Raw genomic sequence first — 12,784 nt, forward strand, 5'->3', positions numbered from 1 at the left:
CCGCTTGGCCGACAAATCTTACTGCGTGGCCCGGGGGCGGTGCGCGTTGCCATACCAGCGGTAAAAACCGCGCTTGGCCAGTTCGACGATAGCCAGATAGGCGAACACCATGGCGCCGAGGATGGCGTAGAACATGGCAGGGGGCGGCACGAACCCGAAATAGGTGCCGAGCGGGGTGAACGGCAGCAGTATGGCGCTGCCCACCACCGCCAGGGAGGTGGCCGTGAGCAGGGGGTGGGCCCGACTCTTCAGGGGATTGCCCCGGGTGCGGATGACGAAGATCACCAGCACCTGGGTGCATAGCGACTCGACGAACCAGCCGGTGTGGAACAGCGCTTCGTCGGCCTGCAGCACCGCCAGCATGACGTAGAAGGTGAGGAAGTCGAACAGGGAGCTGATCGGGCCGATCACCAGCATGAAGTTGCGGATGAACGCCAGGTCGAGCACCCGGGGATGGCTGATTTCCGCCGCATCGACCTTGTCCAGGGGGATCGGCACCTCGGAGACGTCGTAGAGGATGTTGTTGAGCAGGATCTGGGTCGGCAGCATCGGCAGGAAGGGCAGGAACAGGGCGGCGCCGGCCATGCTGAACATGTTGCCGAAGTTGGAGCTGGTACCCATCATGATGTACTTCATGATGTTGCCGAAGGTGCGCCGGCCTTCCAGCACGGCCTCGTGGAGCACCTGCAGGTCCTGCTTGAGCAGGATCATGTCGGCCGCCTCCTTGGCCACGTCCACCGCCGAATCCACCGACAGGCCCACGTCCGCCGAATGCAGGGGCGGGGCGTCGTTGATGCCGTCGCCCAGGTAGCCGACCACGTGGCCCCGGGCCTTGAGGGCCTGGATCACCCGGTTCTTCTGGGCCGGATTGACCCGGCAGAAGAGGTTGGCGGTGTCGACCCGGGCGCCCAGGGCGTGGTCGTCCAATTGGGCGATGTCCTTGCCGGTGAGCAGCCCGGTGACCGGAATCCCCAGCTGGGTGCAGACGTGCCGGGTGACCAGGTCGCTATCGCCGGTGACGATCTTGATCGCCACGCCGGCCTGCTTGAGCGCCCCCAGCGCCGCCGCCGCGCTGGCCTTGGGCGGATCGAGAAAGGCGGCGAAGCCGGCCAGTACCAGTTCGCTTTCGTCGTCCACCACGGCGTGGGGATGGTCCAGGGGCACCGGGCGCCAGGCGATGCCCAGAACCCGGAAGCCTTCCGCCTCCAAACCACTGTACTGGGCATGGATGGCCGCCTGGGCGGCCTCGTCCAGGCGGCATTGCAGTTCGGCGCCTTCCGCCTCGTAGCGCGTGCAGAGCCCGACGATCTCGTCCGGCGCGCCCTTCACCACCAGCCAGCGGCTGGTGCCGTTGTCGATCAGCACGGAAACGCGGCGACGCTCGAAGTCGAAGGGCACCTCGTCGATTTTTTTCCAGGCGCCAAGCTCGATGTGCCGGTGGGCCAGGATGGCTTCGTCCAGGGGGCTTTTCAGTCCCGTTTCGTAGAAGCTGTTGAAGTAGGCCAATTCCAGCACCCGGTCGCTGGGCTGGCCCGCCGTATCCACGTGCCGTTCGAGGCGGATCTTGGCCTCGGTCAGGGTGCCGGTCTTGTCGGTGCATAGCACGTCCATGGAGCCCAGGTCCTGGATGGCGGACAGCCTTTTGACGATCATCTGCTTGCCCGCCATGCGCAGGGCGCCCCGGGCCAGGGTCACCGAAACCACCATCGGCAGCAGCTCCGGCGTCAGCCCGACGGCCAGGGCCACGGCGAACAGGAACGATTCGAGCAGGGGCCGGTGGAACCAGGCGTTCACCAGCAGCACGAACATCACCATCAACACCGTCAGGCGCATGATCAGCATGCCGAAGCGGCGGGTGCCAAGCTCGAAGGAGGTCGGCGCCGCCGGCCGGGAAATGCTGTCGGCGATGGCGCCGATGGCGGTGGCGGCGCCGGTCTGCACCACCTGCATCCGGGCGCTGCCGCTGATGACCGAGGTGCCCATGAACACCGCGTTGGTCGCTTCGTCCAGGTCGGTGGCCGATTTCGCCGGCATGCCCGGCCGTTTTTCCACGGGATAGGATTCCCCCGTCAGCAGCGCCTGCTTGACGAAGAAATCCCGGGCATCGAGAACGATGCCGTCGGCCGGAATCAGATCGCCGGCGGCGAGCAGCACCACGTCCCCGGGCACCACCTCGGTGGCGGCGATATCCCGGGTCTGGCCGGCGCGGATGACGGTGGCCCGCACCGAAACCGAATGGCGCAATTTTTCCGCCGCCGCGTTGGCGCGGTACTCCTGGACGAAGTCCAGGGTGACGCTCAGCAGGACGATGCAGCCGATGATCAGGAAATTGGTGACTTCCCCGGTGAACGCCGACACGGCGCTGGCCATCAGCAGGATCAGCACCAGGGGATTCTTGAAGCGGCTCAGGTATTGGCGTAGCAGGGACTTGCGCTGGCGCTCGCGAAACAGGTTGGGGCCGAAGCGTTCCAGCCGCTCGGCGGCTTCGCTTGGCGAAAGCCCGGTGGGATTGCCGGCCTGGTCGGCATTGCCCGGGGGGTGGGGCTCAAGCCACCAGGGGTGGGCTGCGGCAGGGGGCGGCACGTCCCGGGTTCCGTTCAGTCGGCGGCGGGAAAGTGGTAATGGTGCAAATTCAGGTAGTGCGCCACGTCGGCGACATCGTCCTCACTCCATTCCAGGTGGGCGTTGTCCTGCCAGCGTTGCACTTCGGCCAACAGGCTGGCCTGATCGACGACGCGGCGTTGGTCGCGCCAATGGACCTGCACGTTGTGGCAGGCGATGCAGTGCGTCGCGTAGAGCAACTCGCCGTGTCCGGCATCGAGTTGGGGCTGGGCCGACGTGGCGGCGACAAGGCCGAGCCAGGCCAATGGAATCACCAGGATCAAGTGCCGCACCATGACGCCTCCCTATGGGCTTACCTCACACGAGTATAGGCGCAGGCAACGGGAGCGGCCGGAAAAGGCGCCGATAAAGGGCCTGGGCGATGTCGTGGGAGCGTCGAATCCAACAGGCGGCCGGCGGTCATGGGCTATCGGCCGCCCCGGATCGCGTTCGTCCTCGGGGGCTGGCCGGTCGAGGCCGCAGCGGCTGGCGATGCGGATTGTTAGCCCGGGCTGAATGGGGCGGACAGCCGTGGCTTGGCGGGGCGCCGGTCCGGCGTTACGCCAAGCCCGGCCAGACCCTATTTGAGCCGCATGTCGTTCTTGACCGATTTCACCCCCTTGACGCCGCGGGTGACCTCGAGCGCCTTGCTGATATCGGCCTGGGTGCTGACGAAGCCGCTCAACTGGACGATGCCCTTGTAGGTTTCGACGTTGATCTCGAAGGATTTCAAGGCAGGTTCGGCCAGCAGGGCGGCTTTGACCTTGGTGGTGATGTACGAATCTTCGAAGTATTCGCCCGTGCCTTCCTGCTTCGCCGTCGAGGCACAGCCGAACATGAACGCCATGCCCAGGGCGAACAGGAAAGTGGAAAAACGCTGCAGTCGTGTCATGGCCATGTACTCCGGTGATCGGGACGATCGGTGCGCTCCGGCGTTTCAACATAGCCAAGGGAGAGGGGCGGTGCAAACGCCATTCGGCCTATGGCCTTTTCCCCCGAATGGGCGGGCGCCCCAGGCACCTGGATGCCCGGGGCGCTTTACGAAACTCAGCAGTATTGCGCGATGGCCTGCAGCGACCGCGAGTAGGTATGGAAAAGCTGGGCATCGCTGTAGCGATGTTCGCTGCCCACCGGGCAACTGATCCGGGCCAGACAGGTAGTGCGACAGAGGGAATCGGCCTGCCTGCGGTAGGCAATACACTTGGGCAGGGAGAATTCCCCGTCCTGCAGGGCGTCTGCGGGGCAGGCGGCGATGCAGGCCTGGCTTTGGCAGCTGGCGCAGGGGGATGGGCGCTGTTCGGGGCGTGAGGGCTCCAGATCGCTGTCCGCCAGCACCACGACGCGGTAGGCGTACCAGGTGCCCCAGCGTTCGTTGATGCCGATGCGCAACGGCGAGGGATGATGCCAGCCCGCCAGGGCGCCCAGGGCCTGCAGGCCGATGGGGGCATCGCTCGGGTAGATGACTTGCTGGTCCAGCCCGGGGAACTGGGCGGCCAGGCATTGGGTGACGGTGGCGGCGCTGAAGTCGTCGATCGGGTTGTCCGAAGCGATCCCCGAGGCCTGGACCGCATCCCACAGGGTTTTTCCGCCGTGGCCGATCAGGATCAGCTGGCGATAGCGGCGGGCCGGATCGAAGCGCTCGCGCAGCATCGCGGCCATGTCGGCAGGCAGGGCGTCGAGGTTGAAAACGGCCTGCAGGTTCAAGCCGGCCCGGTCCAGGGCGGTGGTGTCCAAAGGGGTCATGGGGTGTCGATCTGGCGCAGTGCCGCGGCGATGGCCTCGGCATCGCCGGGGCGGACCAGGCGGGCGATCTCCTGGCCGTGGTGCATGAATATCAGGGTAGGCCACAGGGTGACCTGGAACGAGCGCCCCAGCCGGCGCCCCGGACCGTCTTCGATCTTCAGGTGGCGTACCTGGTGATGCCCGGCGAAGGCGGTGGCGATCAGGGCTTGGGCGGCACGGCAGTGGCCGCACCAGGGGGCGCCGAACTCGATGACGAGGGGACCGTCGTGGGCATCGACCTCGGCGCGCGAGGGGGCGTTGGTGGTGTAGTCGGCAGTCACTTCCATCGTCTCTCCGGGGTGGTTGCGCCAGGGGCGCCAGGGCGCCGCCGCACGGCGGAAGGATAGCGCACCCGACGGGCGGTGGCGGTGTCGGCGCGCATTCATCATTCGCGCGCCCACCATGGTGGGATAACGGGGCGGGGCGGTATGGGGTGGCCAGCTTGCCGCCACTCCCGGGGTGTGGTGCCAATAAAAAACCGGGCGCAGGGCCCGGTTTTTCGTCTTGCGGCGTCATGCCACCCGCGGTGGTCGGGGGCCTCAGCGCTCCATGACCGGCAGCGGGATCAATTGCGACGGGCACAGTCCCGCCAGCTCACCAACCACGCGGTTGATGCCCTTGCCGACCAGCCACCAGGCATTGCCGTAGGGGACGATCGCTACGCCTGCCTGGGCGCACAGTTTCTTTGCTTCACTTCTGAGCTTTTCGAGTTGATTTTCCATTGCTTGCTTACTAATTGAATTTGCAGATTGGTTTGCTCCCTAACGCCGGTTTTCAATGAGTCTTGAAGGTCGTGGCATGCCTGGCACCGGGGCTCGCCATTCCCGCTACCGTTGTCGCCGTGCGCAGAAGTGCGGCAGGCGTGGTAGTCGAGCGGGGGGCGATAACCGGGGGCTGCCGGGTTATGCGGTAGGGGGTGACAGGTGGGTCACGATGCCGGAACGATCCGGACCTGGCGCGGCCGGCGAATCTCGCCGTCCTGCTGACCCTGCGGGTCGGAGAAAGCGCCGGGAACGGCGGATTTCTCGCGGGCAGTGTTTTGGAGCCCTGGGGCCGGTGTGCGGAGCTGGAGGGGGAGACGACAAACCATCGTCGTCATTCACACCAATACCGCCGAAACGCGTGGGTTATGCGCGCCGCTTTACCGTTGTTGTTGGCCTGTCCGGCCATTGCCTGGGTGGGGCAATGAGATGTCCTGGATCGGGAACCAGGATCGGGCAGCGGGGTAAACCGGGGGAGTGTTCGCGAAGGTTCGCAGAGGTGCGGGCCACAACCCGCTGGCGAAAAATCGGAAAACAGCAGAACTACTTAAAAAACACTGGGTTGCACTGTGCCTCATATCGGGACTAATAGCAAACGATAAATGCCGTCAAGCCCGGGCCGCGTTGTCGTCCGGCCCTCGCCGTCGAAGCCGAGGGAGGCCGGGAAGGGGGCTGCGGGGTGGTGTCGCATGAATCGTCGTGGCAAAAAAAACCGCACGGCGGACCGTGCGGCGGTGGATGCGGAGATGCGGCACTCCGTTTCCGCAAGGACCGTCCCTGCCGGGCGCGGTCAAGAGGAAGAGAACAGAACGTCCGATGAACGCGGGGTCCATCCCGCGGCGCCAGGCCGAGACCTTACGCCGCACCGCCAGGGTAGGCCGGCGCCGCCGGTGGGATGAAATCATTATTTTCGATAAGCATAGAGGCCCCCGGGGCTGGTGCGACGGCGGGAGCGCCGAGGTCGGCCGCGCGGCGCCGGGAGTGGGCGATCCACTCCAGGGGCAGCGTCCAGGGGCCGAAGCCGGCAGCGACGTTGATGTGGCCGGCACCGTCCAGCACCTGCAGGCGAGTGCCCCAGGCGTCGGCCAGCCAGGCGGCGTCGGCGGTGCTCATCCACGGATCGTTGGTGCTGGCGATCAGGTCGCTGCGCAGCCCGTGGCGGGGCAGGGGCCAGGCCAGGACGGGGCGGGCAATGGCGAAGCGGGCCGGGTTGGCCGGGGCTACGTACAGCCCGGCCGCGATCGGTGCGTTCAGGTGCAAGGCCGCATAGGCGCTGGCCAGGCAGCCGAAGCTGTGGGCCACCACCAGGGGAGCGGCGCCGTGCTGCTCGGCCAGTTGGCGGGCGCGCCGGGCGATGCGTTCGGCCCAGGCGGCCAGGTCCGGGGCGTTCCAGTCCGGCTGCTCGACGCGATGGCAGCCGCCCACTTGCTGTTCCAGCCAGCTTTGCCAGTGGGCAGGTTCGCTGCCGCCCTTGCCGGGCACGATCAGGACCGGGAGTGGAGTGGTTTCGCTCATGGGCGCCCCTTCAAGTGAATGCCACGGATAGTGTCGAGTCCTGAGCCTAGCAGGCGGGAGCAGGGCGCCAAAGCCGCGTTGCGCATAAGCAAATACCCTTTTTGTTCCGTGGCCTGGGCGCGCGGCGGAGGCGCCGGGGCAGGCATTGCCCCGAGGATGTAGAGGTCGGGGCCGGGGCGGCGGTGCCCCGTGGCTATGTGTCGCAGGGTTATAAACAAATCGCCATTTATTCGTATGCGTTATGAACGGATGTCCCTAGAGTCCGGGCCGTGGATTTCCCCGCCTTCCCGATTCGAAAGGACGTTTCATGACGCTTGCCTGCACCCTGCGCTCCCGGTTGCGCCAGCTTTCCCTGGCCGTTTCCGTCGGCTCCGCCGCTGCCCTCGCCCTGGGCGTGGCGCCCCTGGCCGCCCAGGCCGATACCGCCGTCAAGGTGGGCTACCTGCCGGTGACCGGCCACGCCAAGTTCTTCGTCGCCAAGGAACAGGGCTTCTTCAAGAAGGAAGGCCTGGACGTGGACCTGGTGGAGTTCCAGAACTCCGCCGACGGCATCAACGCCGTGGTGGCGGGCAAGCTGGACGTGGGCGCCTTCGGCACCACCGCGCCCCTGGTGTTCTACTCCAAGGGCTCCGACCTGAAGATCATCGGCGGCATCATGGGCCAGGACGCGGCCCTGGTGGTCAAGCCCGAGCTGGCCGGCACCATCCGTAGCATCAACGACCTGAAGGGCAAGAAGGTGGCCACGGTGCGCATGGCCTCCGGCGATGCGGTGCTGCGCGGCGCCCTCAAGGACGCCAAGATCAACTGGAAGAACGACCTGCACATCTTCGAACTGAAGAACCCGCCGGCGGTGATCGAGGCGGTCAAGTCCGGCCAGGTGGATGCCGGCCTGGTGTGGGGCCCCCACGACCTGCGTGCCGAGCAGCAGGGCCTCAAGATCGTGGTGCGCTCCGGGGACCTGTCCCCGGGCCACCCCTGCTGCCGCCTGGTGGTGACCTCGGCCAAGCTCAAGGATGAAGCCGTGGTCCAGGGCTTCCTGCGCGCCATCCTCAAGGCCGAGAAGTTCGCCGCCGAGAACCGCAAGGAAACCATCGACGCCATCGCCAAGTACATCAAGCTCGACCGCGCCCTGCTGGAAAAGGGCTACTACTCGCCCAACCTGGAGCAGGGCTCCGACCCCAACGTGAAGGGCGTGCAGAAGTTCTGGCTGACCATGGTCGGGTCCGAGTTCATCGAGGGCAAGCGCGCCCTGGACCCGATCTTCGAGGTCGGCCCCTACAAGAAGGCCCTCGACTCCCTGGCCAAGGAAAGCCCCAAGGACCCGTTCTGGCAGGCCCGCCTGAAGGAGTTCAAGGAAAGGGACGTGCTGTGAGTGTGAGCGTTGCCCCCGCGCGTGCGCCGGCGGTGGCCGGCACCGCCCCGGCCGGCCTGTCCATCGCCGACGTCTCATTCGCCTACGCCGCCGGGGAAACCACCCTGCGGCGGGTGAGCCTGGAGGTGCCGGAAGGCACCTTCCTCACCCTGCTCGGGCCGAGCGGCTCGGGCAAATCGACCTTGCTGCGCCTGATCGCCGGACTGGAAGCGCCCAGCGACGGGCGCCTGGCCTGGAACGGCGTGACCATCGACGGCCCCGGCATCGACCGGGCCGTAGTGTTTCAGAACTACGCCCTGTTCCCCTGGTACACCGTGGTGGACAACGTCGCCCTGGCGGTGGCCAAGGCCCACCCCCAGGCCCGCCGCGCCGAGCGCCGCGAGCGGGCCCGGGAGTATCTGGCCAAGGTCGGCCTGAGCGATGCCGCCGGCAAGTACCCGTTCCAGCTGTCCGGCGGCATGCAGCAGCGCGCCGCCATCGCCCGGGCCCTGGCCCTGGAAGCGCCGGTACTGCTCATGGACGAGCCCTTCGGCGCCCTGGACCCGATCAACCGGGGCAAGTTGCAGGACCTGTTGCTCGACGTGTGGCAGAGCACCAGTCCGCGCCGCACCATCGTTTTCGTCACCCACGACGTGGACGAGGCCCTCTACCTGGGCGACCAGGTGGCGGTGCTGGGCGCATCGCCGGGGCGGTTGCTGGCCCAGGTGGCCGTGCCCTTCCCCCGGCCGCGCCAGCGCGCCCAGTTGTTCGCCTCCGCCGAATTCCACGCCCGCCGCGAGGAAATCGCCGAGCTGCTCGATGCCGACGTGCTCCAGGGCCTGTCCGGCCAGGCGGCCTGATCCAGTGCCGCCGCCGCAGTCACCGCAGTCACCGCAGTCACCGCAGTCGCTGTAAAGGAAACACCATGTCCCAATCCATCACCCTGGCGGCGGAAGCGCCCGATGCCGCCGTGGCCGCTGTAACGGCTGCGGCCACCGAGACCCGCGCCCCGGCCTTCGCCCTGTCGGCACCGTTCCGCGCCCCGTCCTTGGCCGCATCCCTGGCCCGCTTCCTGCCGGCCTGGGAATCCCTGCTGCTGTGGGCCGTGTTGATCGCCGCCTGGCAGATCTCCAGCTACTTCATCGACCAGACCACCAACCCCCTGCTGCCGGCCCCGCGCATCGTGCTGGACGCCCTGTGGGATTCCCTGCCCGAGCTGTGGAAGGGCACCGTCTCGTCCTTCTTCATCCTGGTGCCGGGCTATGCCCTGGCGGTGGCCCTGGGCGTGCTGCTCGGGCTCCTGGCCGGGTTGATCCCGGGCCTGGGCCGGGCGGCCTTTCCCTTCGCCAAGGTGGTGGCCCCGGTGCCGCCCACGGTGTACATCCCCTACGCCATCGCCGTGCTGCCCACCTTCCACCTGTCCGCCACCTTCGTGGTCTTCATCGGCGCCTTCTGGCCCGTGTTCCAGAACGCCGCCGCCGGCGCCCACGCCGTGGAGAAACGCTACCGGGACAACGCCCGGGTGCTCGGCTTCTCGCGCCTGGAAACCCTGGTGCGGGTGATCTTTCCCGCCAGCCTGCCGCACATCTTCTCCGGCATGGCGGTGGGCCTGGGCTTCTCCTTCATCCTCCTCACCGTGGCCGAGCTGTTCGGTGCCAACGCCGGCCTGGGCCGCTTCGTCCAGTACTACGCCGACTTCGCCGACTACCCGCGCATGGTGGCCGGCATCCTGTACACCGGCCTGGTCACCTGGCTGGCCATGACCGGCCTGGACAAGCTGCGCCACCGCGCCCTGTTCTGGCTGCGCTGAGCGGGGCGGCGCCATGGCAGTTGCGACAGGCTGGGCCTGGGCCCGGCCGATAAACGAGGGCTCGCCTTGCCGCCCGGCGCCGGCCGGGCTGGAAACCTGGCTGCGCCGCCAGCCGTGGCTGGCGGCGGGGCTGCTGGTCGCCAGCCTGGCCCTGGCTGCCCTGGCCTGGAGCGGGCCGGTCCACGCAGGGTCGGCCGGCCCCGGCGGTGAAGGGGAGGGTGCCTCCGCCCTGTTCGCGGCCCCCGCGGTGACGCCGGCCGCGCCCCTGGACCTGGCTAGGGAAGCGGCGGCGGCCAAGGCCGAGGGCAAGCGGCTGGCCCTCTATTTCGAATTGCCCGACTGCCCCGGCTGCGCCCGGATGAAGCGGGAGGTGTTCCCCAATGCCGCGGTGCTGGCCGATTTCGGCCGGCGCTACCGCACGATCAAGGTCGATCTGGCGGAACGGGACGGGCACAGCGCGCCCCTGGTCGATCCCCAGGGCCAGCGGACGAGCGCTGCCCAACTGGCGGACCGCTACCGGGTGCTGGGCACCCCGGGGTTTCTCTTTTTCGACGGCCCCGATTTTCGCTACCGCCACGTCGGCCCCCTGGATGCGGTCGATTTCCGCGCCCTGGGCCGCTTCGTCACGGCTGGCGCCTTCGAGCAACAGCCCTTCGCCGACTACCGCCTGAAGCACCGGGCCCGCCTGCTGGCCGAGGGTACGGGGGCAGGGGCGCGGGCGGGCGTCCAGCCGTTGCCCACGGCGGTGCTCAACGCCGCCCCGGCGCCGGAGGTCCGCTACGCCTTCACCTTGAACGACGTTGCCGGCCCGCGGCCCCGGGAACGTCGCCTGGCCGACTACCGGGGCAAGGTGGTGGCTCTGGCGGTGGGCTACACCCAGTGCCCGGACGTGTGCCCCACCACCCTGGCCGAACTGAAGGCGGCCCTGGCCGTATTGCCCGGATTGTCAGGGTTGGGGACGGCGGCCCAGGACGTGCAGGTGCTGTTCGCCACCCTGGACCCGGAACGGGACACCCCGGCCCTGCTCGGGGAATACGTCGGCGCCTTCGACAAGCGCTTTGCCGCCCTGCGCGGCGACGCCCGGCAGACCGCCGCCTTCATCCGCGACTTTGGCCTGGTGGCCGACAAGCAGCCGTCGGATGCCCTCGGCTACACCCTGGATCACACCGCCGGGGTCTTCCTCATCGACCGCCAGGGCCGGGTGCGCGGCCTGTCGCCCTACGGCCAGCCGGTGGATCTGCTCGCCGCCGATCTGGCGGCCCTGGTCAAGGAAGGGCGGGGGAGGTCGAGGCCGGCGAGGCCTGCGATGCCTGCGATGTCGGCGATGCCAGCGCCCCTGGCGCCGCCAGCCACTTTGCGTTGAGCACCAAACGAGGGATTGCTGCGTAGCATCGCCCCAAACCCCGCGCCAGTGGCCGATCTTCAGAGGGTATGCCAGCAGCGCCTTTATTGGCGCGCATCTTCAGGGGTATGCCCTGGAGATCGGCTACTGGCGCGGGGTTTGGCCAGGTATCAGATCACGTTGTGGTGCCTGGGTGGCGGCGCTGGCCGCCTCGGGGAGCGGGACGAACGTGGGATGGCCTTGGCCTGTGCGGGCTTCGGCCTCGGCCTTGGCCTAGTTGCTGCTCGGTTCGATGATGTACAGGCGCACCTCGTTACGCTCCCGGGCAGCGGCGGTGCCGGCCCGGTCGCCGACCATGGTGGTCTCGATGCGGAAGGCGCGGATGCCCTGGGCGATCAGGCGCGCCCGCACGGTCTGCAGGCTCTTCTCGGCCATGGCGATTTCCCAGGCGTTGCTGCCCCGCTCCGGGGAATAGGCTTCGAGGCGGATGCGCAGCTGCTCGTTGGGTTTGACCCGCTGCAACACCCGGTCGAGCCGGGACTCCATTTCCGGCGAAAGGGTGGTTTCGCCCGGGGCGATGCGGATCGTCTCGTCGGGGGTAGGAGCCGGCGCCTCGACGCTGGCCGGCGCGCCGGTGGCCCGGGGCGCGCTGCGCAGCTTCGTATCCACCTTGGGGCGCGCTTGGGGGGCGGACTGGCGCTCGGTGGTGGCGCCGGCAGGCGCATCGGGCACGGTCTGGCATGCGGCCAGGGCGAGGCTCAGGGCCAGCAGCAGCGCCACGGGCGCCGCGCTGGGGCGGGAGGCAATGGTGTGGGTGGCGCGGCGGGCGGGCTGGGCGCCACGGGTTTGGGCAAGCATGGACGAACGTGTTTCAAGAACCCCGGGGGGCCGTAAACTAGTGCATCGGGCCGGGGTTGTCACGGTGCCGGGGCGGGTTTTTTGCCGGTGCGCCACCCCCGCCGCCGCCAGGATTGCCGCGTACAATCGCGCCCGCCCGCCGTCCCGGGGCCGGTGCCGGATCGAGGTTTGCCGTATCAACGTTCAAGGATTTTGCATGAGTGACATCGCCACCCTGCGCCGGGTGTTGCAGCAGACCCGCAGCATCGCCGTGGTCGGCCTTTCCGCCGACTGGTCGCGCCCCTCCAACTTCGCCGCCAAGTACATGCTGGAGCACGGCTACCGCATCATCCCGGTCAATCCGCGCTACGACGAAATCCTCGGCCAAAAGTGCTACCCGGACCTGGCCGCGATCCCGGAGCCGGTGGACATGGTGGACGTCTTCCGCAAGCCCGCCGACTGCGTGGCCATCGCCGAGCAGGCGGTGGCCATCGGCGCCAAGACCCTGTGGCTGCAACTGGGGGTGGTCAACGACGAGGCGGCGCGCATCGCCCGGGCCGCCGGCCTGACGGTGGTGCAGGACCGCTGCGTCAAGATCGAGTACGCCCGCCTGTTCGGCGGCCTGCACTGGTTCGGCGTGAATACCCGGGTGATCTCCGCCCGCCGCCCGACCGGGCTGCCCCGGCCGAACCTGGTATAGCCGGGCGCGCCGTAACGGGATCGGGCCGGCCCCGCGCCTTACACCCCTGCACCTTGCCCCCAACGCCCCCGCTTCGGTCGGGGCC

General features: G+C 68.2%; 13 protein-coding genes. 5 read left to right on the forward strand and 8 right to left on the reverse strand.

Annotated features, from left to right (window positions below):
• Positions 1-18: 18 nt before the first annotated feature.
• From mgtA to OTERR_RS05810, 7 genes are all read right to left on the reverse strand, one after another.
• On the reverse strand, positions 19-2,583 hold the full coding sequence (gene mgtA, locus OTERR_RS05780; RefSeq protein WP_149425111.1) for a magnesium-translocating P-type ATPase: 2,565 nt from the start codon (positions 2,581-2,583) through the stop codon (positions 19-21).
• 14 nt (positions 2,584-2,597) lie between these two features.
• Positions 2,598-2,897 carry a cytochrome c gene (locus OTERR_RS05785; protein ID WP_149425112.1) on the reverse strand — a complete coding sequence of 100 codons (300 nt, stop codon included), beginning with the start codon at positions 2,895-2,897 and terminating at the stop codon, positions 2,598-2,600.
• Between the two features lie 284 nt (positions 2,898-3,181).
• Positions 3,182-3,493 (reverse strand): BON domain-containing protein, encoded by a 312-nt coding sequence (locus OTERR_RS05790; RefSeq protein WP_054622539.1) that lies wholly within the window; start codon positions 3,491-3,493, stop codon positions 3,182-3,184.
• A gap of 155 nt (positions 3,494-3,648) precedes the next feature.
• Positions 3,649-4,344, reverse strand: a complete 696-nt coding sequence (locus OTERR_RS05795; RefSeq protein WP_054622450.1) for a hypothetical protein — start codon at positions 4,342-4,344, stop codon at positions 3,649-3,651.
• Positions 4,341-4,670, reverse strand: a complete 330-nt coding sequence (locus OTERR_RS05800; protein WP_149425113.1) for a thioredoxin family protein — start codon at positions 4,668-4,670, stop codon at positions 4,341-4,343. Before OTERR_RS05800 ends, OTERR_RS05795 begins: the two co-directional genes overlap by 4 nt.
• Positions 4,671-4,922: 252 nt before the next feature.
• The gene (locus OTERR_RS05805; RefSeq protein WP_054622452.1) at positions 4,923-5,105 is read right to left on the reverse strand and encodes a hypothetical protein; all 183 of its coding nucleotides are present in this window, start codon (positions 5,103-5,105) and stop codon (positions 4,923-4,925) included.
• A gap of 894 nt (positions 5,106-5,999) precedes the next feature.
• A complete protein-coding gene (locus OTERR_RS05810; RefSeq protein ID WP_149425114.1) occupies positions 6,000-6,659 on the reverse strand; it encodes an RBBP9/YdeN family alpha/beta hydrolase in 660 nt (219 codons plus the stop codon).
• A gap of 307 nt (positions 6,660-6,966) precedes the next feature.
• Between OTERR_RS05810 and OTERR_RS05815 the strand changes: the two genes are divergently transcribed.
• The 4 genes from OTERR_RS05815 (at position 6,967) to OTERR_RS05830 (ending at position 11,183) form a co-directional block, all read left to right on the forward strand.
• Positions 6,967-8,031 carry an ABC transporter substrate-binding protein gene (locus OTERR_RS05815; RefSeq protein ID WP_149425115.1) on the forward strand — a complete coding sequence of 355 codons (1,065 nt, stop codon included), beginning with the start codon at positions 6,967-6,969 and terminating at the stop codon, positions 8,029-8,031.
• Positions 8,032-8,033: 2 nt separating this feature from the next.
• Positions 8,034-8,870: an ABC transporter ATP-binding protein gene (locus OTERR_RS05820; RefSeq protein WP_246154357.1), complete on the forward strand. Its 837-nt coding sequence runs from the start codon at positions 8,034-8,036 to the stop codon at positions 8,868-8,870.
• Positions 8,871-8,935: 65 nt separating this feature from the next.
• Positions 8,936-9,820: an ABC transporter permease gene (locus OTERR_RS05825; protein WP_149425116.1), complete on the forward strand. Its 885-nt coding sequence runs from the start codon at positions 8,936-8,938 to the stop codon at positions 9,818-9,820.
• Between the two features lie 13 nt (positions 9,821-9,833).
• A complete protein-coding gene (locus tag OTERR_RS05830) occupies positions 9,834-11,183 on the forward strand; it encodes an SCO family protein (protein ID WP_149425117.1) in 1,350 nt (449 codons plus the stop codon).
• 252 nt (positions 11,184-11,435) lie between these two features.
• Here the strand turns inward: OTERR_RS05830 and OTERR_RS05835 are convergent, their stop codons facing one another.
• Positions 11,436-12,020 (reverse strand): OmpA family protein, encoded by a 585-nt coding sequence (locus tag OTERR_RS05835; protein ID WP_149425118.1) that lies wholly within the window; start codon positions 12,018-12,020, stop codon positions 11,436-11,438.
• Between the two features lie 196 nt (positions 12,021-12,216).
• Here OTERR_RS05835 and OTERR_RS05840 point away from each other — a divergent pair, with 196 nt between their 5' ends.
• Positions 12,217-12,699: a CoA-binding protein gene (locus OTERR_RS05840; protein WP_149425119.1), complete on the forward strand. Its 483-nt coding sequence runs from the start codon at positions 12,217-12,219 to the stop codon at positions 12,697-12,699.
• Positions 12,700-12,784 lie beyond the last annotated feature (85 nt).

This window comes from Oryzomicrobium terrae (assembly GCF_008274805.1).
In the GTDB taxonomy this organism is placed as follows: Bacteria; Pseudomonadota; Gammaproteobacteria; order Burkholderiales; family Rhodocyclaceae; genus Oryzomicrobium; species Oryzomicrobium terrae.

Excerpts from the sequence above, each read along its gene's own strand:
- OTERR_RS05785 (WP_149425112.1), bottom strand. The coding sequence starts at position 2,897 with ATGGTGCGGCACTTGATCCTGGTGATTCCATTGGCCTGGCTCGGCCTT.
- OTERR_RS05790 (WP_054622539.1), bottom strand. The coding sequence starts at position 3,493 with ATGACACGACTGCAGCGTTTTTCCACTTTCCTGTTCGCCCTGGGCATG.
- OTERR_RS05795 (WP_054622450.1), bottom strand. The coding sequence starts at position 4,344 with ATGACCCCTTTGGACACCACCGCCCTGGACCGGGCCGGCTTGAACCTG.
- OTERR_RS05800 (WP_149425113.1), bottom strand. The coding sequence starts at position 4,670 with ATGGAAGTGACTGCCGACTACACCACCAACGCCCCCTCGCGCGCCGAG.
- OTERR_RS05805 (WP_054622452.1), bottom strand. The coding sequence starts at position 5,105 with ATGGAAAATCAACTCGAAAAGCTCAGAAGTGAAGCAAAGAAACTGTGC.
- OTERR_RS05810 (WP_149425114.1), bottom strand. The coding sequence starts at position 6,659 with ATGAGCGAAACCACTCCACTCCCGGTCCTGATCGTGCCCGGCAAGGGC.
- OTERR_RS05815 (WP_149425115.1), top strand. The coding sequence starts at position 6,967 with ATGACGCTTGCCTGCACCCTGCGCTCCCGGTTGCGCCAGCTTTCCCTG.
- OTERR_RS05825 (WP_149425116.1), top strand. The coding sequence starts at position 8,936 with ATGTCCCAATCCATCACCCTGGCGGCGGAAGCGCCCGATGCCGCCGTG.
- OTERR_RS05830 (WP_149425117.1), top strand. The coding sequence starts at position 9,834 with ATGGCAGTTGCGACAGGCTGGGCCTGGGCCCGGCCGATAAACGAGGGC.
- OTERR_RS05835 (WP_149425118.1), bottom strand. The coding sequence starts at position 12,020 with ATGCTTGCCCAAACCCGTGGCGCCCAGCCCGCCCGCCGCGCCACCCAC.
- OTERR_RS05840 (WP_149425119.1), top strand. The coding sequence starts at position 12,217 with ATGAGTGACATCGCCACCCTGCGCCGGGTGTTGCAGCAGACCCGCAGC.